The 17,320-nt window shown below is 62.2% G+C and carries 22 protein-coding genes; 20 read left to right on the top strand and 2 right to left on the bottom strand.

The window, feature by feature from the left end; all coding sequences use genetic code 11:
- Nucleotides 1-8 precede the first annotated feature (8 nt).
- Genes gap through ACTS1Z_RS14345 form a run of 4 tightly spaced genes read left to right on the top strand, consistent with a single transcriptional unit; the run spans nucleotide 9 to nucleotide 3,091 of the window.
- Nucleotides 9-1,016, top strand: a complete 1,008-nt coding sequence (gap, locus tag ACTS1Z_RS14360; protein WP_442625160.1) for a type I glyceraldehyde-3-phosphate dehydrogenase — start codon at nucleotides 9-11, stop codon at nucleotides 1,014-1,016.
- 35 nt (nucleotides 1,017-1,051) lie between these two features.
- On the top strand, nucleotides 1,052-2,242 hold the full coding sequence (locus ACTS1Z_RS14355) for a phosphoglycerate kinase (RefSeq protein WP_442625159.1): 1,191 nt from the start codon (nucleotides 1,052-1,054) through the stop codon (nucleotides 2,240-2,242).
- Nucleotides 2,239-2,646, top strand: a complete 408-nt coding sequence (locus ACTS1Z_RS14350) for a VOC family protein (protein ID WP_442625158.1) — start codon at nucleotides 2,239-2,241, stop codon at nucleotides 2,644-2,646. The genes ACTS1Z_RS14355 and ACTS1Z_RS14350 overlap by 4 nt, the downstream gene beginning before the upstream one ends.
- Entirely contained in the window at nucleotides 2,639-3,091 is a 453-nt protein-coding gene (locus tag ACTS1Z_RS14345; RefSeq protein ID WP_442625157.1) for a PaaI family thioesterase, read from the top strand. Before ACTS1Z_RS14350 ends, ACTS1Z_RS14345 begins: the two co-directional genes overlap by 8 nt.
- Nucleotides 3,092-3,097: 6 nt before the next feature.
- On the opposite strand, the gene ACTS1Z_RS14340 is transcribed toward ACTS1Z_RS14345, so the two are convergent.
- Nucleotides 3,098-3,853: a flavodoxin family protein gene (locus tag ACTS1Z_RS14340; protein ID WP_442625156.1), complete on the bottom strand. Its 756-nt coding sequence runs from the start codon at nucleotides 3,851-3,853 to the stop codon at nucleotides 3,098-3,100.
- A gap of 130 nt (nucleotides 3,854-3,983) precedes the next feature.
- Between ACTS1Z_RS14340 and ACTS1Z_RS14335 the strand changes: the two genes are divergently transcribed.
- Both ACTS1Z_RS14335 and thiE read left to right on the top strand, forming a co-directional pair.
- Nucleotides 3,984-4,877: a fructose bisphosphate aldolase gene (locus ACTS1Z_RS14335; protein WP_442625155.1), complete on the top strand. Its 894-nt coding sequence runs from the start codon at nucleotides 3,984-3,986 to the stop codon at nucleotides 4,875-4,877.
- A 1-nt stretch (nucleotide 4,878) separates the two neighbouring features.
- Nucleotides 4,879-5,511: a thiamine phosphate synthase gene (gene thiE / locus ACTS1Z_RS14330; RefSeq protein ID WP_442625154.1), complete on the top strand. Its 633-nt coding sequence runs from the start codon at nucleotides 4,879-4,881 to the stop codon at nucleotides 5,509-5,511.
- Here the strand turns inward: thiE and ACTS1Z_RS14325 are convergent.
- Nucleotides 5,508-5,693 carry a hypothetical protein gene (locus tag ACTS1Z_RS14325; protein ID WP_442625153.1) on the bottom strand — a complete coding sequence of 62 codons (186 nt, stop codon included), beginning with the start codon at nucleotides 5,691-5,693 and terminating at the stop codon, nucleotides 5,508-5,510. The genes thiE and ACTS1Z_RS14325 overlap by 4 nt on opposite strands.
- A gap of 129 nt (nucleotides 5,694-5,822) precedes the next feature.
- Here ACTS1Z_RS14325 and efp point away from each other — a divergent pair, with 129 nt between their 5' ends.
- From efp to nuoI, 14 genes are all read left to right on the top strand, one after another.
- A complete protein-coding gene (gene efp, locus ACTS1Z_RS14320; protein ID WP_442625152.1) occupies nucleotides 5,823-6,386 on the top strand; it encodes an elongation factor P in 564 nt (187 codons plus the stop codon).
- Nucleotides 6,365-6,742, top strand: a complete 378-nt coding sequence (locus ACTS1Z_RS14315; RefSeq protein ID WP_442625440.1) for an SPOR domain-containing protein — start codon at nucleotides 6,365-6,367, stop codon at nucleotides 6,740-6,742. The genes efp and ACTS1Z_RS14315 overlap by 22 nt, the downstream gene beginning before the upstream one ends.
- 28 nt (nucleotides 6,743-6,770) lie before the next feature.
- Nucleotides 6,771-7,589, top strand: a complete 819-nt coding sequence (locus tag ACTS1Z_RS14310; protein ID WP_442625151.1) for an inositol monophosphatase family protein — start codon at nucleotides 6,771-6,773, stop codon at nucleotides 7,587-7,589.
- A 94-nt stretch (nucleotides 7,590-7,683) separates the two neighbouring features.
- Nucleotides 7,684-8,073, top strand: coding sequence for an NADH-quinone oxidoreductase subunit A (ndhC, locus tag ACTS1Z_RS14305; RefSeq protein ID WP_442625150.1), 390 nt, complete (start codon nucleotides 7,684-7,686; stop codon nucleotides 8,071-8,073).
- Nucleotides 8,064-8,609, top strand: coding sequence for a NuoB/complex I 20 kDa subunit family protein (locus ACTS1Z_RS14300; RefSeq protein ID WP_442625149.1), 546 nt, complete (start codon nucleotides 8,064-8,066; stop codon nucleotides 8,607-8,609). Before ndhC ends, ACTS1Z_RS14300 begins: the two co-directional genes overlap by 10 nt.
- A gap of 3 nt (nucleotides 8,610-8,612) precedes the next feature.
- On the top strand, nucleotides 8,613-9,359 hold the full coding sequence (locus ACTS1Z_RS14295) for an NADH-quinone oxidoreductase subunit C (protein ID WP_442625148.1): 747 nt from the start codon (nucleotides 8,613-8,615) through the stop codon (nucleotides 9,357-9,359).
- Nucleotides 9,352-10,584, top strand: coding sequence for an NADH-quinone oxidoreductase subunit D (locus ACTS1Z_RS14290; RefSeq protein WP_442625147.1), 1,233 nt, complete (start codon nucleotides 9,352-9,354; stop codon nucleotides 10,582-10,584). Before ACTS1Z_RS14295 ends, ACTS1Z_RS14290 begins: the two co-directional genes overlap by 8 nt.
- 196 nt (nucleotides 10,585-10,780) lie before the next feature.
- Nucleotides 10,781-11,149, top strand: a complete 369-nt coding sequence (locus ACTS1Z_RS14285; RefSeq protein ID WP_442625146.1) for a cupin domain-containing protein — start codon at nucleotides 10,781-10,783, stop codon at nucleotides 11,147-11,149.
- 535 nt (nucleotides 11,150-11,684) lie between these two features.
- Nucleotides 11,685-12,362, top strand: a complete 678-nt coding sequence (locus tag ACTS1Z_RS14280; RefSeq protein WP_442625145.1) for a complex I 24 kDa subunit family protein — start codon at nucleotides 11,685-11,687, stop codon at nucleotides 12,360-12,362.
- Nucleotides 12,362-12,571 (top strand): hypothetical protein, encoded by a 210-nt coding sequence (locus ACTS1Z_RS14275; protein WP_442625144.1) that lies wholly within the window; start codon nucleotides 12,362-12,364, stop codon nucleotides 12,569-12,571. The genes ACTS1Z_RS14280 and ACTS1Z_RS14275 overlap by 1 nt, the downstream gene beginning before the upstream one ends.
- Before the next feature lie 113 nt (nucleotides 12,572-12,684).
- A complete protein-coding gene (gene nuoF, locus ACTS1Z_RS14270; protein ID WP_442625143.1) occupies nucleotides 12,685-13,992 on the top strand; it encodes an NADH-quinone oxidoreductase subunit NuoF in 1,308 nt (435 codons plus the stop codon).
- Nucleotides 13,992-16,007 carry an NADH-quinone oxidoreductase subunit NuoG gene (gene nuoG / locus ACTS1Z_RS14265; RefSeq protein WP_442625142.1) on the top strand — a complete coding sequence of 672 codons (2,016 nt, stop codon included), beginning with the start codon at nucleotides 13,992-13,994 and terminating at the stop codon, nucleotides 16,005-16,007. Before nuoF ends, nuoG begins: the two co-directional genes overlap by 1 nt.
- On the top strand, nucleotides 16,004-17,074 hold the full coding sequence (nuoH, locus tag ACTS1Z_RS14260; protein ID WP_442625141.1) for an NADH-quinone oxidoreductase subunit NuoH: 1,071 nt from the start codon (nucleotides 16,004-16,006) through the stop codon (nucleotides 17,072-17,074). The genes nuoG and nuoH overlap by 4 nt, the downstream gene beginning before the upstream one ends.
- A partial coding sequence (gene nuoI / locus ACTS1Z_RS14255) for an NADH-quinone oxidoreductase subunit NuoI (RefSeq protein WP_442625140.1) occupies nucleotides 17,071-17,320 on the top strand: 250 nt, incomplete at its 3' end. The genes nuoH and nuoI, both read left to right, overlap by 4 nt.

Below are 17,320 nucleotides of genomic sequence, written 5' to 3'. Positions count from 1 at the left end.
CATTTGCAATGGCTGTCAAAGTAGCGATCAACGGTTTCGGGCGGATCGGGCGCCTCGTGGCCCGCGCCATGCTCGAGCGCGACGATCACGATTTCGAACTCGTCGCGATCAACGATCTCGCCGATGCGAAAGCCAATGCGCTGCTGTTCCAATATGATTCGACGCATGGGCGCTTCCCGGGCGAGGTTTCCGCGGGCGACGACAGCATCACAGTGAACGGCAAGACCATCGCCGCGACGTCCGAACGCGATCCGGGCAATCTTCCGCATGCGGACATGGGCGTGGACATGGTGCTCGAATGCACGGGCTTCTTCCAGTCGGTCGAAGCCTCGGCGCCCCATCTCGATGCCGGCGCCAAGCGCGTTCTGATCTCCGCGCCGGCCAAAGGCGACCTCAAGACGATCGTCTATGGCGTCAATCACGACACGCTGACCGGCGACGACACAATCGTTTCCAACGCCAGCTGCACGACCAACTGCCTCGCGCCGGTTGCCAAGGTGCTCAACGATACCGTCGGCATCGAACGCGGTTTCATGACGACGATCCACAGCTACACCAACGACCAGCGCATGCTTGATCAGATGCATTCCGACATGCGCCGGGCGCGCGGCGGGGCGCAGAACATGATTCCGACGACGACGGGTGCGGCCCGCGCGGTCGGCCTTGTGCTCCCCGAGCTGAACGGCAAGCTCGATGGCAGCTCGGTCCGTGTGCCGACGCCCAACGTGTCGCTCGTCGATCTCGTCTTCACGCCCGGCCGCGATACCTCGGCCGAAGAACTGAACGCGGCGCTGAAGGCGGCCGCCGACGGCCCGATGAAGGGTGTACTCGACTATACCGAGCAGCCGCTCGTCTCGTCCGATTTCAATCACCATCCGGCCAGCTCGACAGTGGACAGCCTGGAAACGGCCGTGCTCGAGGGCAAGCTCGCCCGTGTCGTCAGCTGGTACGACAATGAATGGGGCTTTTCGAACCGGATGATCGATACGGCCGGCGTGATGGCGGGGATGCTCTAGGTCCAGGATATCCGGCGAAAACGGGAGTTGACGTCATGACGGCGTTTCGGACGCTCGACGATATCGGGGATGTTGCGGGGAAACGCGCGCTGGTGCGCGTCGACCTCAACGTGCCGATGGCCGATGGGGCGGTGACGGACGACACGCGGCTGCGGGCGCACGTCCCGACGATCACCGAACTATCCGACGCCGGCGCGAAGGTCCTGCTGCTCGCGCATTTCGGCCGACCGAAGGGCGAGTATAAGCCAGAATTTTCGCTGCGGCCGGTCGTGCCCGCGCTTGCCGATGTGCTCGGCCGCGATGTGAAGTTTATGGAGCGTCCGAGCGGCGAGGCGATTGCCGATCTCGCAGACGGGTCTGTCGTCGTTATCGAAAACACCCGCTATGCGCCGGGCGAAGAGAAAAACGATCCCGGCATGGCGAAGGTGATCGCCGGTTTTGGCGATCTGTACGTCAATGACGCATTTTCGGTGTCGCATCGTGCGCATATGTCGACCGAGGGCCTGACGCACCACCTGCCGTCTTTTGCGGGGCGTGCGATGGAAGCAGAGCTTAAGGCGCTGGAAGCCGCGCTCGGCAACCCCGAGCATCCGGTCGCCGCGGTAGTCGGCGGCGCGAAAGTGTCGACCAAGCTCGCCGTGCTCGAACATCTGGTCACCAAGGTCGATCACCTGATCATCGGCGGGGGCATGGCCAACACCTTCCTCGCCGCGCGGGGCGTCGATGTCGGCAAATCTTTGTGCGAGCACGATCTGACGGACACGGCGGTCGCAATCCTCGAAGCGGCGGACCGGGCGGAATGCACGGTCCACCTGCCCTACGATGTCGTGGTCGCGAAAGAGTTTGCAGCTAATCCGCCGACCCGGACCGTGAACGTCCATGACGTCGCTGCGGACGAGATGATTCTCGATATCGGCCCGGCCGCGGTCGAGGCGCTCGCCGATGTGCTGAAGACCTGTCGGACCGTCGTCTGGAACGGGCCGCTGGGCGCATTCGAAACGCCGCCCTTCGATGCGGCGACCGTCGCGCTTGCGCAGACTGCGGCGGCATTGACCCGCGAAGGCTCGCTCGTTTCCGTGGCAGGCGGCGGCGATACGGTCGCCGCGCTCAACCATGCCGGGGCGAGCGAGGATTTCACCTTTATTTCCACCGCGGGCGGCGCCTTTCTCGAATGGATGGAAGGCAAGGAGCTGCCGGGCGTGAAAGCGCTGCATCAGTCCGCATGATCACCGTTCGCGCCATCGACCATGTCGTGTTCCGAACGAGCGATCTCGACGCGATGCTGCGTTTCTACATGGACGTGATCGGCGCCGAGAAGGAAGTCTACAAGGAAGATATCGGCCTTTATCAGCTCCGTATCGGCGATGCGCTGATCGATCTCGTTACCGTTGACGGCGAACTTGGCGCGAAGGGCGGTCCTGCGCCCGGGCGCGGGGGCCATAATGTCGATCATGTCTGCCTGCGCGTGCTGCCCTGGGACGAGGACGCGATTCGCGCGCATCTCGCCGCGCATGGCATCGAGGATGTGGAGGTCGTCTCGCGTTATGGCGCGCAAGGCGCGGGCCCGAGCATCTATATCGACGATCCCGAAGGCAATATGATCGAACTCAAGGGGCCGCCCCATGAGTGAAGATGAAGGCGTCGGTTACGGCGGCGGACTCGTCACGATCACCGAGGGCGAATGGGCCGGCTGGTCGACCTGGCGCGGCGACTCCTTCGAGCAAAGCAGCGGACCCTTTTACGAGCGTATCGACGAAGACGGCCGCCCGGTTTCCGCTTTCCGCGCCGAGCCGCGTCATATGAACGGCGCGGGCTTCATGCATGGCGGGTGCTTGCTGACATTTGCCGATGGCGCGATCTTCACGATCGCGCACGAGGCGATGGCGGACGAACATGGCGTGACGCTGAGCGTGACCGGCGATTTTCTCGATCCGGTCAGCGTCGGCCAGCTTGTCGAAGCGCGCGGCGAGGTCGTTCGTGCGGGCGGCAAGACGATTTTCGTTCAAGGGATGGTGACCGCCGATGGAAAACCGGCGCTCCGCTTCAACGGAATCATCCGCAAGATCAGGCGCTGACGGCGCTCACCGATGTTCGGGATTGGGCGCGTCGAACCGGCAGCCCGCGTCCCATAAAGTCCGCTGATTGCCATGCGCGGGCAGGCCGCCCGCATCCTTCAGCATGCGGGCCATGTGCATGAGATTCCAGGTTGCAAAGGTCGTATTGCGGCGCGTGAAATCGTTATCGAAACCGGCGCGGCTGCCATCGTCGCGTTCGTCGCCATAGGACGGACCCGGGCCGGCTTCGCCGATCCATCCGGCATCGGCCTGGGGCGGCACGGTATAGCCGATATGCTGGAGCGCGTAGAGGGTACCCATCGAGCAATGTTTGATGCCGTCCTCATTGCCGGTGATGATGCAGCCGCCCGTTTTGCCGTAGTAGATATACTGACCTTTCTCGTTGGTCTCGCCGGAATGCGCATAGAGTCGTTCGATGACCTGGGTGGCAACCGAAGATTTTTCGCCCAGCCAGATCGGCGAGCCGATGACCAGGATGTCGGCTTCGGCGACTTTCGGCCAGATCTGCGGCCATTCGTCCGTTTCCCAGCCCTGTTCGGTCATGTCGGGATAGACGCCGAACGCGATGTCGTAATCGACCGGACGGATGGTTTCGCACGCGACGCCGTTCTTCGCGAAAATCGTTTCGACCATTTCGAGCAAGGTCGCTGTATGCGAATGGCCGGGCGACTTGGTCAGCGTGCAGTTCAGGATTAGCGCTTTCAGGTCGCTAAAGTCGGTTTCATTGTCGCTGCACAACTGTTCCTGGATGTCATCGAGCATTTTTTCGTCCTCCCTGATTGCCGGTTCGGCCGACTATGCACGGCGGTTACCATGCGGCCCGTTGCGGCGGCCACCGGCCTTTACTATCAGGCGCGCGAGAAACGCGCGAACGACAAGGACACCGTACTCCATGGCCAATTCCGAAATGATGCAGCAGATCAAGACTGGTGAGGGCTTTATCGCCGCGCTCGATCAGAGCGGCGGATCGACGCCCAAGGCACTCAAGGGTTTCGGTATCGACGAGGATGCCTACTCGAACGAAGAAGAGATGTTCGCGCTCATCCATCAGATGCGCCAGCGGATCATCACCTCGCCCTCCTTCGGCAACGGCAAGATCATCGGCGCCATCCTCTTCGAAAAGACGATGGACGGCGAGGCGGATGGCAAGCCAGTCCCGACACTGCTGTGGGACCGCGGCGTCGTGCCGTTTCTCAAGGTTGACAAGGGGCTGGAAGACGAAGCCGACGGCGTGCAGATGATGAAGCCGATGCCGGGTCTCGACGAACTGCTCGAGCGCGCCAAGGCGAAGGGCGTGTTCGGCACCAAGATGCGGTCCGTTATCGCCATGGCATCGCCGAGCGGCATCGCGGCCAATGTGACGCAGCAGTTCAAGGTCGCGAACCAGATCATCGATCACGGCCTGATGCCGATCGTCGAGCCTGAAGTTTCGCTGAAGAGCCCCGAGCGCGCCGAAGCGGATGCGATCCTGAAAGAGGAGCTGACCAAGGCGCTCGACGCGCTGCCCGAGGATCGTCAGGTTATGCTGAAATTGTCCATTCCCGTCGAACCGGGGCTTTACGACAGTATTGTGGCGCACCCGCGCATCGCGCGCGTCGTCGCCCTGTCCGGCGGCTTCTCGCAAGAGGAAGCCTGTGCGGAACTCGCCAAGAACAAGGGCATGATCGCCAGCTTCTCGCGCGCGCTACTGCAGGACCTGCGCCATGATATGGACGATGCGGAATTCGATCGCACGCTCGGTGCGGCCATCGACAAGATCCATCGGGCGTCGACCGAAAAAGTCTGAGATGCCGGACGCGCCACCGGGCTGTCAGCTATACCTGATTTCGCCGCCCGATCCGGCGGACGATTTTCCCGAACGGCTCGCGCGGGCGCTCGATGCCGGGCCGGTGGCGGCGTTCCAGCTGCGCATGAAGGGTGCGGACGACGCGGCCATTGTCGCGATGGCGGAACGGCTGATGCCGATTTGCGCCGATCGTGGTTGCGCTTTCATCCTCAACGATCGCGCTGACCTCGCCGCCCAGCTCGGCACCGACGGCGTGCATCTGGGGCAGGGGGACGGTGACATTGCGAGGGCCCGCGCGCTGCTCGGCCGGGACGCGCAGATCGGCGCGTCCTGCCATGACAGCCGGCATCTGGCGATGGAAGCGGGCGAAGCGGGCGCGGACTATGTCGCGTTCGGCGCCTTCTACCCGAGCGATACGAAGGAAACGACGCACCGGCCCGACCCGGAGATCCTGACCTGGTGGACGACGATGTTCGTGCTGCCCTGCGTCGCGATTGGTGGAATCACGGCGGAAGACGCCAAGCCGCTGGTCGATGCAGGCGCGGATTTCCTGGCGGTAAGCAGTGCCGTCTGGAATCATCCGGAGGGCGAAGCTGCGGGCGTGGAGGCGCTTACGGCGGTTTTGAAGCCTTAGTCCTGTCGGCAGCCGGTCGTGAAGGCGACAGCGCTGCGCAGCAGTGCCTTGCGATAGCGTTCCGGGTCGGGAACATTGCGGATGTCGTACGCTGTCCGGTGCGGTTTCGCCATGGACGCAAGCTGGCCAAAAAGCCCGGCAGCACGGGGCGATTTGTCTTTGCTCGGCACCATTTCGATCACCTCTGTTTCCTGCGTCGCTTTTTACCGATTCGCCGATTCGCGGTATTGGACGAAAGCGACAGTCGCTTGTCGCATCGTATCGCGGCTGTTAGAGGCCGCGCCTGCTCTTTCGAAACTAGCGAGATACCCATGAAGATCAGCGGCGTGGACATTCGTCCCGGCAACATCATCGAATATGAAGGCGGGCTCTGGAAAGCCGTGAAGATCCAGCATACCCAGCCAGGCAAGGGTGGCGCCTATATGCAGGTGGAGCTCAAGAACCTGATCGACGGGCGCAAGAACAATGTCCGTTTCCGCTCGGCCGAAACGGTCGAGAAGGTTCGTCTGGATACGCGCGAATATCAGTTTCTCTTCGCCGATGGCGACATGCTGACCTTTATGGACAAGGAAAGCTTCGAACAGATCGAATTGCCGGCCGATATGCTTGGCGACGCTGCCGCCTTCCTGCAGGACGGGATGGACGTTATGCTCGAACTCCATGAAGAACAGCCGATCAGCGTGCAGCTCCCCGATCAGGTGGAGGCCGAGATCGTCGAAGCGGACGCGGTCGTGAAAGGGCAGACCGCCTCTTCTTCGTACAAGCCCGCGATCCTCGACAACGGGGTACGGGTGATGGTGCCGCCGCATATCAGCGCCGGAACGCGGATCGTTGTCGATGTGTACAACCAGGAATATGTCAGAAAGGCGGACTAATGCGTATCCTACCCATCTTCGCTCTCGTCGCGGGAATCATGGCGGGCGCGCCGCCCGTCGCCGCTCAGGAAACAACTCAGCCGTCGGCTCTTCCTCAGCCGACACAGGAAGAGATCCAAACTGCGATTCAGCATTATCTGATCATCGCTGGTGCTTTGCAGTCGGAACAATTGGCTGAATCCGTCAAGGCACAGCTTTTCATGTGTCTCTACATGCTGCCCATGCGTCAGATCAGCCAGAACGTGACCCAGGCCATCGAGGCGAATAGCGAGCTCAGCGCCGACAATCCCGAACATGTGCAGGCGGTCGTCGGTGCCGTGTGCGGGGTGGAGCAGTCGGCGACTACGGCCGAGTAGACCGGCACGACCCGAGCCTCGATCTTCAATGCCAGCCCGTTCCGCCGTCATCACCGTCATGGATCGCGCCGCCCGCAAGGCGGGGCGCAGCCTCGCGCGCGACTTTTCCGAGGTCGAGCATCTGCAGGTATCGAAGAAAGGCCCAGCCGATTTCGTCTCCAAAGCCGATCAGCGGGCCGAGCGCATTCTTTACGACGAATTGCTCGCGGTGCGCCCGGACTGGGGTTTCCTGCTGGAAGAGGCGGGCGAGATCGCGGGCGAAGAGGGGAAGCCCCGCTGGGTGATCGATCCGCTCGACGGCACCTCCAACTTCCTCCACGGCATTCCGCATTTTGCAATCTCGATTGCAGTGCAGGAACCCAAGCCCGGCGGTGGCTGGGGCGAGATCAGCGCGGGCATGGTGTATCAGCCGCTGACCGACGACCTGTTCTGGGCAGAAAAGGATCGCGGCGCGTTCCTTCACGACCGGCGATTGCAGGTCTCGGCGCGGCGCAATCTGAGCGAGACGCTGATCGCGACGGGCATTCCGTTCAAGGGGCATGGCAATCTCGATCGGTTCAACGCGATCTTCAACGCCGTCGCCCCGCAAGTCGCCGGAATTCGGCGTTTCGGCGCTGCCTCGCTCGACCTCGCCTGGCTTGCGGCCGGCCGCTACGACGGCTTCTGGGAAGCGGACTTGCAGCCCTGGGACGTTGCAGCCGGCATCCTGATCGTGCGCGAGGCGAAGGGCTTCGTCACGGATTTCCGCGGTGGCAGCCAGCCCGTCGAACGCAGCGAATTTCTTGCCGCGAATGATGCGATTCATTCCAAGCTGCACAAGATTGTTGCGGGGGCCCTGCGCGGGTAGAAAAAGCCGCGATAGGCGGGCGGCTTGACCTTGCCCCGCTGGCCGCATCCCCCTAAAAGCGCCCCAAAATCCACTCAGACCACGAGTCCAGACTTTGCCCGACACGATTGCCGTCGATCTCGTTGAATATTTGCCGATCCTGCTATTCCTCGGGGTCGCGCTCTTTCTCTCGCTCGCCTTCGTCGTTCTGCCGATAATCGCGGCGAAATTCACCGGCGCCTCCAATCCCTATCCGAACAAGCTGACGGAATATGAATGCGGCTTTCCGGCGTTCGAGGATTCGCGCAGCCAGTTCGACGTGCGCTTCTATCTGGTCGCGATCCTGTTCATCATTTTCGATCTCGAAGCGGCATTCCTGTTCCCTTGGGCGGTCACCGTATTCGATCTCGGCTGGGTCGCCTGGTTCGCCATGATGATCTTCCTCGCCGAACTCGCCATCGGCCTCGCTTATGCGTGGAAAGTGGGAGCGCTGGAATGGGAGTAGATCTCACCGCCAAGGGTCCGCCGCCTCCGGGTGCGCTGCCCGATCCCGATTTCCTGAAGGACATCAATTCGGAAGTCGCCGACAAGGGTTTCCTTGTCACCTCGACCGAAGAGCTGTTCCAATGGGCGCGCACCGGCTCGCTCTGGTGGATGACGTTCGGCCTCGCCTGCTGCGCGGTCGAGATGATCCAAGTCAACATGCCGCGCTACGACATGGAGCGTTTCGGCGCCGCGCCGCGCGCCAGCCCTCGGCAATCCGACGTGATGATCGTCGCCGGCACGCTGTGCAACAAGATGGCGCCGGCGTTGCGTCGCGTCTACGACCAGATGTCCGAGCCGCGCTATGTGATCAGCATGGGCAGCTGCGCCAATGGCGGCGGCTATTATCATTACAGCTATTCGGTGGTGCGCGGGTGCGACCGGATCGTGCCCGTCGACATCTATGTGCCGGGCTGTCCGCCGACCGCCGAGGCGCTGCTCTACGGCGTGATGCAGCTCCAGCGTAAAATCCGCCGCGTCGGTACGATAGAGCGCTAGGCCATGGGATCTCCGGCACCTGTCATCGCCTCTAACGAGGGCGTTATCGACGCGGTAAAGGCCGCGCTCGTTGACGATCTCGTTTACGCCGAAGAGGCTGTCCACGAAATCTCGATCACCGTACGGCGCGAGGCGCTGAACGACGTGATGATCACGTTGCGGGACACGGAAGGCCTGAAATATCAGCAGCTTATGGAGATTGCCGGGGTCGACTATCCCGAGCGGCCCGAGCGGTTCGAGGTCTGCTACCACCTGCTGTCGCTGACCCGCAATCACCGCATCCGGGTGAAAGTCACGACGGACGAGGATACGCCCGTGCCGACCGTCACCGATATCTGGCCCGTCGCCGGCTGGCTCGAGCGCGAAGTGTTCGACATGTATGGCGTGATTTTCGAGGGCAATCCGGACCTCCGCCGTATTCTCACCGATTACGGTTTCCGCGGCCATCCGTTCCGCAAGGATTTCCCGCTCACCGGCTATGTCGAGATGCGCTATTCCGAAGAGCATAAACGCGTGATCTACGAGCCGGTCGAACTGGCCCAGGATTTCCGCACCTTCGACTTTATGAGTCCCTGGGAAGGCGCCGAATATATTCTGCCCGGCGACGAAAAGGCCGAAGGCGCGCCCGACGTCGACAAACCGAAAGTGACCGAAAGCCCGAAGGACACTGGCGCCGGGCCCAGGGCCGACGAAAAGGCCGCCGAAACCTCCGACGAACCGGACAAGCCGGGAGGCGACAAGGATGGCTGATTATCTCGAAGAAATTCAGGGCAAGACCGACGCCGTCGATCCCACGACGGGCGATGTCGCGATCTCCAACTATACGATCAATTTCGGCCCCCAGCATCCGGCCGCGCACGGCGTGCTGCGTATGGTGATGGAACTGGACGGCGAGATCGTCGAGCGTGTCGATCCGCATGTCGGTCTGCTCCATCGCGGCACCGAAAAGCTGATAGAATACAAGACCTATCTGCAGGCGCTGCCCTATTTTGATCGCCTCGATTATGTCTCGCCGATGTGCATGGAGCACAGCTATGTGCTGGCGATCGAGAAGCTGCTCGATCTCGAAGTGCCGCTGCGCGCCCAATATATCCGCGTGCTGTTCGCCGAGCTGACGCGCATCCTTAACCACTGCCTGAACATCGGCAGCCATGTCATGGACGTCGGGGCGATGACGCCGAACGTCTGGCTGTTCGAGATTCGCGAACAGGCGATGGCCTTTTACGAGCGGGCCTCGGGCGCGCGCATGCATGCGGCCTATTTCCGGCCCGGCGGCGTGCATCAGGATCTGCCGCCCAAGCTGATCGCCGACATGGCGGACTGGCTCGACGAGTTTCCTGTGCTGTTCGAGGATGCAATGAGCCTCGTCGTCGACAACCGCATCTTCAAGCAGCGCAATGTCGATATCGCGGTCGTCTCCAAGGACGATGCGGTCAAGTGGGGCTTTTCCGGCCCGATGATCCGCGGCTCGGGCATTCCCTGGGATCTGCGCAAGTCGCAGCCGTACGACGTGTACGACCGGATGGAGTTCGATGTGCCCGTCGGCACCAATGGCGACTGCTATGACCGGATGATGGTCCGCGTCGAGGAGATTCGCCAGTCCGCGCGGATCATGCGGCAATGCATCAACGACATGCCCGACGGCCCGATCGCGAGCCTCGACCGCAAGGTTGTTCCGCCCAAGCGCGGCGAGATGAAGCAGTCGATGGAAGCGCTGATCCATCACTTTAAACTCTACACGGAGGGCTTCCACGTTCCCGCCGGCGAAGTCTATGTCGCGACCGAGAGCCCCAAGGGCGAATTCGGCGTCTATCTGGTCGCGGACGGCACCAATAAACCCTATCGCTGCAAGATCCGGCCGACGGCATTCAGCCACCTCCAGGCGATGGATTTCATGTGCAAGGGCCATATGCTCGCGGACTCGACCGCGATCCTCGGCGCCATCGATGTCGTATTCGGGGAGTGCGACCGATGACACGTCAGATAATCATCGAGACAGCGAAACCGCTTGTTCTGCTGGTCACTTTTTGCACCGCGTTCGCGCTTCTGTATCCGGTCGTGTCCGGAGCCTCGCTAGGCCATTTGTCCGCAGGACTTTACGTCGTCTTTCTTATCGGTGCTGGAATTGGTTTTTATTTTCGCGCTGTCCGCAAGGTGTGGGAGGCTAATCGATGATTACGCCAACCCCCATCAATCTCGCCGACAAGCTCGAGCAATTCTCGGATCACTGGAATCCGCGGATCGCGGCGACGTATAACAATAACGAAGTGCGCCTCGCCAAGCTCAAGGGCGATTTCGACTGGCACAGTCATGCCGAAACCGACGAGCTGTTCCTCGTTCTCGAAGGCGCGATCGGCATCGAGTTTCGCGACGGTGTGCAGCACCTCAAGCGCGGCGAGATGATCGTCGTCCCGGCCGGCGTCGAGCACCGGCCCTTTTGCGAGAATGAGGCGCATGTGATGATCATGGACCGCGCGGGCGAGCCGAACACCGGCATCAATCCGTCGGCGCGCACCCGCGAAAAGCTGGAGGCGATCTGATGGTGCGGCTGGCCTTTCTATCCTTCTGCCTTTTCGCCTCGTCGGCCGCGCTCGCCCAAAGTCCGTTGGAAGGCCAAGTGCTTCAGCATGGCCCTGCGCAAGGTATGTCGGTCGGTACAGTCGTATCGACGGAGGGTGCGATTAGCATGGTCAGTCTTGGAGCCTCGCCAGCAGACTCTTCCCCTTTGCCTGACGGCCTTCAGCAAGCTGTCACTACCCTTTTAGCGGCTCGGGACGGTCACTCCGTTGATGCGCAAGCTGTTGTTGCCGAAGGGGCAGTTGGGCGCTTTTGTCCCCTTCGTGATGGAGTTATGTGCGAGTCGGATACTGCTTTTGTAGGCTTTCCTGTGCCAAATGAGAGCGTCGCAAATACGCCATATCTTTTGTCTGATGGCCGCGTAAGAATTGAATGGTTGGTCAACGACGAAGTGGCGTTTCTAACATTTATCTCTTTTGCGAATGAACAATTGACCGTCGCTGAGACGGCTCGTGCGGTTATGCCTGTGCGGTCGGCATCCAGTGGAGGGGCCGTACAATGACCATCCTTCCCGACGACAAGCTCTCGCAATCCTCAACGGATACCGCGCTCGAGAACGATGCGGTGCGCGAGCGCTGGGGCGCGTTCGCCTGGACCGAGGAAAATGCGGCCGAGGTCGAGAAGATTCTCGCGCGCTATCCGGAAGGGCGGCAGGCCTCTGCGGTCATGCCGCTGCTCGATCTCGCCCAGCGTCAGGTCGGCGCGGAAACGAACACCCAGGGCTGGCTGCCCGTGCCGGTGATCGAGTTCGTCGCGGCTCAGCTCGATATGCCGTACATGCGTGCCTATGAGGTCGCGACCTTCTACACGATGTACAATCTGGTGCCGGTCGGCCGCTATCATGTGCAGCTGTGCGGCACGACGCCGTGCCTCTTGCGCGGCTCGGACGATGTGATGGCAGCCTGCAAGAATAAGGGGCTGGTCAAGGGCAAGACGACGCCGGACGGCCTCTTCACGCTCACCGAGGTCGAATGCCTGGGCGCCTGCGCCAATGCGCCGATGGTGCAGATCAACGACGATAATTTCGAAGATCTCGATTATGACATCATGACCGAGATCCTCGAAAAGTTGAGCAATGACGAAGCGGTGACGCCCGGTCCGCAGACCGGCCGGCAGACGAGCTGCCCCGAAGGCGGGCCGACGACGCTGAAAGAGATGGCGGAGGCGGCCGAGTGATGGCGTCGCGCGGACCCTTCTCCTCGATGACGCTCGTGCAGGCGACGATCACCTTCGTGGTCGCTTTCCTTGCGATCAACATCGTGATCGACGTGCTCGTCTTCGGCTTCGAGCCGACCCGCAATCTCGTGCGCCATATCGTCGCGTCGCTGATCGCCGCGCCGATCTGGTATTTCTTCATTCGCTGGATGAGGTCGAGAAATGCCTAGTCCATCACCTTTTTCCGTCATTCCAGCGAAAGCTGGAATCTCAGGATTCTGGCGGTATCGTTTGCCGCCCGAGATCCCAGCCTTCGCTGGGATGACGATCTGGGGGGATCGTCATGCTTGAAGACAAGGATCGCATCTTCACCAACGTCTATGGCTTCCAGCCATGGGACATCGACGCGGCGATGAAGCGCGGCGACTGGGACGGCACGAAGGCCCTCCTCGCGCGCGACCAGGACGGCATTATCGAGGAGATCAAGGAGAGCGGGCTGCGCGGACGCGGCGGTGCGGGTTTCCCGACCGGCCTCAAATGGTCGTTCATGCCGAAGGAATCGAAGGACGGCCGGCCGAGCTTCCTCGTCATCAACGCGGACGAATCCGAGCCCGGCAGCTGCAAGGACCGCGAAATCATCCGCCACGATCCGCAAAAGCTGATCGAAGGCGCGTTGATCTCGGGCTACGCGATGCGCGCGCGGGCCTGCTACATCTATATTCGCGGCGAATATATCCGCGAGGCCGAAGTGCTGCAGCAGGCGATCGACCAGGCCTATGAAAAAGGTTTTATCGGCAAGAATGCGTGCGGATCGGGCTATGATTACGACGTCTTCCTCCATCGCGGCGCGGGCGCCTATATCTGCGGCGAGGAAACCGCGCTGCTCGAAAGCCTGGAGGGCAAGAAGGGCCAGCCGCGGCTGAAACCGCCATTCCCGGCAGGCGCGGGCCTTTATGGCTGCCCGACGACGGTCAACAATGTCGAAAGCATCGCGGTCGTACCGACGATCCTGCGGCGCGGCGGCAGCTGGTTCGCGAGCTTCGGCCGCGAAAAGAACCACGGCACCAAGCTGTTCCAGATTTCCGGCCATGTCGAAAAGCCCTGCGTCGTCGAAGAGGCGATGAGCATCCCGTTCCGCGAACTGATTGAGAAACATGCGGGCGGCATCACGGGCGGCTGGGACAATCTGCTCGCGGTGATCCCGGGCGGTTCGTCCGTGCCGCTCGTCCCGGCGGAGGAGATCATCGACTGCCCGATGGATTTCGACGGGCTGGTCGAGCGCAAATCGGGGCTCGGCACGGCGGCGATCATTGTGATGGACAAATCGACCGATATCGTCCGCGCGATCAGCCGGATTTCCTATTTCTACAAGCATGAAAGCTGCGGCCAATGCACGCCGTGCCGCGAGGGCACGGGCTGGATGTGGCGGATGATGGAGCGGCTGCGCGAAGGCAAGGCGGACATCGCCGATATCGACATGCTGCACGAAGTGACGAAACAGGTCGAAGGCCACACCATCTGCGCGCTCGGCGACGCCGCGGCCTGGCCGATCCAGGGCCTGATCCGCCATTTCCGGCCGGAATTGGAGCGGCGGATTCGCGAATATGCAGGCGAGGGCGGTAGCGGCGAGATGATGGAGGCGGCGGAGTAATGCCTAAAGTCACCGTAGATGGCGTCGAACTGGAAGTGCCCGAGGGTGCGACCGTACTGCAGGCGTGCGAACTCGCCGGCAAGGAAATCCCGCGCTTTTGCTATCATGAGCGGCTGAGCATCGCCGGCAACTGCCGCATGTGCCTCGTCGAGGTGAAGCCCGGGCCGCCCAAGCCGCAGGCGTCCTGCGCGCTGCCCGCCGCCGAGGGGCAGGAAATCTTTACGACGACAGAGATGGTCAAGAAGGCGCGCGAAGGGGTGATGGAGTTCCTCCTCATCAACCATCCGCTCGATTGCCCGATCTGCGACCAGGGCGGCGAATGCGACCTGCAGGACCAGGCCATGGCCTATGGCAAAGGCAGCACGCGCTACGAGATGAACAAGCGCGCGGTCACCGAAAAATATATGGGCCCCGTGATCAAGACGATCATGACGCGCTGCATTCATTGCACGCGCTGCGTCCGCTTTGCCGAGGAAGTGGCGGGCGTCGAGGAAATCGGCGCGGTGGGGCGCGGCGAGAATATGGAGATCACCACCTATCTGGAGCACGCGGCGAAGAGCGAGCTGTCCGGCAATGTCGTCGATCTCTGCCCGGTCGGCGCCTTGACCGCGCGGCCCTATGCGTTCGAAGCGCGGCCCTGGGAACTGCGCAAGACGCCCTCGATCGACGTGATGGATGCCGTGGGCACCAATATCCGCTTGGACAGCCGGGGCCGCGAAGTGCTGCGCGCGCTCCCGCGGATCAACGACGACGTCAACGAGGAATGGGCGAGCGACAAGACGCGCCACGCGGTCGACGGCCTCTACCGCAACCGGCTCGATACGCCCTATGTCCGCCGCGACGGCACGCTCGAAAAGGCGAGCTGGAGCGAGGCTTTCGCGGCGATTGCCGATGCGGCCAAGAAGGCCGGTGGCAAGGTCGCAGCTATCGGCGGCGATCTCGTCGAGGTCGAAGCGCTCTATGCGGTGCAGAAGCTGCTCGACGGCATGGGCTCGAAGCTCATCGAAGGCCGGCAGAACGGCATGGATTATGACGCGACCAACCTCGCCGCGGTGAATTTCAACACGACGATTGCGAGCCTCGAAGATGCCGATGCGATCCTGCTCGTCGGCACCAATCCGCGTTGGGAAGCGCCGTTGGTGAACACCCGCATCCGCACGGCGGTCAAGGCGGGCGCGAAAGTCTTCGCCATTGGACCGGAAATCGACCTGACCTATCCGGTGACCTGGCTCGGCGACGATGCGGCGCTGGTTTCCGATCTCCCCGCAGACGCGGCGGACGCGCTCAAGGGCGCCGAACGCCCGGCGATGATCGTCGGTGGCGGCGCGCTCATGGCGCCGGGCCTGCAGGCGGCCTCTCTGGCGCTGGCCGACACGCTCGGCCTGATCAAGGACGGATGGAACGGCTACAACGTCCTCCACTTCTCCGCGGCGCGGATGGGCGGGCTAATGCTCGGTTGGGCGCAGCCGGGTGGAGTCGCCGATATCGTCGCGGCGAAGCCCGAACTGCTCTTCCTGCTCGGCGCGGACGGCGTCGATTTCGATGCGTTCGGCGAGGCGTTCAAGGTCTATGTCGGCCATCATGGCGAGCAGGGCGCGGCCAATGCGGACGTGATCCTGCCGGGCGCATCATACGCCGAAAAGAGCGGCACGTGGGTGAATTTGGAAGGCCGGGTTCAGCGCGGCAACCGCGCGGTCTTCCCGCCCGGCGATGCGCGCGAAGACTGGACGATCGTCCGCGCGCTTTCCGATGCGCTCGGCAGCCCGCTGCCCTTCGATACGCTCGACCAGCTGCGCGACGCGATCGCGGCCGAATTCCCGGCGCTCGCCGATGAGGGCCTCGCGGATTATGAATGGGCGCCGCCGAAATTGTCCGGCGATGCGCCCAGCGGGCCTATCGCCCTGCCGATCAGTGATTTCTACCTGACCAACGCCATCTGCCGCGCCAGCCCGACGATGCAGCGCTGTTCGGCCGAGCTGATCCATGGCGAGGAATTTGCGGAGGCGGCGGAATGACCGCATTTTTCCAGTCTCTCGGCATGAGCTATGAATGGGCGTGGTTCGTCGCGACCATATCGGCGATCCTGCTGATCGCGCTGCCGCTGATGCTCGCGGTCGCAATGATCATCTATGCCGACCGCAAGATCCTGGCTGCGATCATGCTGCGGCGCGGGCCCAATGTGGTCGGGCCGTTCGGCCTGCTCCAGAGCTTCGCGGACGGTCTCAAGGTCTTCCTCAAGGAAACCATCATCCCGACCTCCGCGAACCGGGGACTGTTCCTGATCGCCCCAATCGTGACCTTCACCGTCGCGCTGATCGCCTGGGCGGTGATCCCGTTCGGCCCGAACATGGCGCTCGCCGATATCAACGTCGCGCTGCTCTACATTCTCGCGATCAGCTCGCTCGGCGTATACGGCGTGATCATTTCGGGCTGGGCGTCCAACTCCAAATATCCCTTCTACTCGGCGCTTCGCGCGGCCGCGCAGATGGTGAGCTATGAGGTTTCCATCGGCTTCGTGCTGCTCTCCATCGTCATGTTCGCGGGCACGTTCAGCCTGTCCGGCATTATCGAGGCGCAGCAGGGCCATGTGTTCGGGATACTGAACGGCTTCGGCTTCAACCCGCTGCTCTTCCCGATGGCGGTCATCTTCCTGATCTCCGCCATGGCGGAAACCGCGCGCACGCCGTTCGACCTGACGGAAGCTGAGAGCGAGCTCGTTGCCGGTTACCAGACCGAATATTCGAGCATGTCCTTCGCGCTCTTCTGGCTCGGCGAATATGCGAACATCCTCTTGATGTGCGCGCTCAACGCGATCCTGTTCTGGGGCGGCTGGCTGCCGCCGATCGACTGGGCACCGCTCTACGATTTCCTGTTCACGCCGGAGATCACGGGCATGTTCTGGCTGTTCCTGAAAATCCTGCTCGGTTTCTTCATCTTCAGCTGGGCCTGGGCGACGCTGCCCCGTTATCGCTACGACCAGCTGATGCGGCTGGGCTGGAAGGTGTTCCTGCCGATCTCGCTCATCTGGGTTGTGCTCGTATCCGGTTATCTCATGCTGACCCGCTATGGAGGCCTGCTATGAGCAGTCTCGCCCATTTCATCAAAAGCTTCACGCTGTGGGAGATCGTCAAGGCGCATGCCCTGACGCTCAAATATTTCTTCAAGCCGAAATATACGGTCAACTACCCCTATGAGAAGAACCCGATCAGCCCGCGCTTCCGCGGCGAGCATGCGCTGCGCCGCTATCCGAACGGCGAGGAGCGCTGCATCGCGTGCAAGCTGTGCGAAGCGGTCTGCCCGGCCCAGGCGATCACGATCGAGGCCGAGC

The sequence above is a fragment of the Parasphingopyxis sp. genome, from assembly GCF_052168295.1.
In the GTDB taxonomy this organism is placed as follows: domain Bacteria; phylum Pseudomonadota; class Alphaproteobacteria; order Sphingomonadales; family Sphingomonadaceae; genus Parasphingopyxis.
Note: the sequence above shows the minus strand (reverse complement) of the source record. Positions and strands in the feature narration are given on the sequence as shown.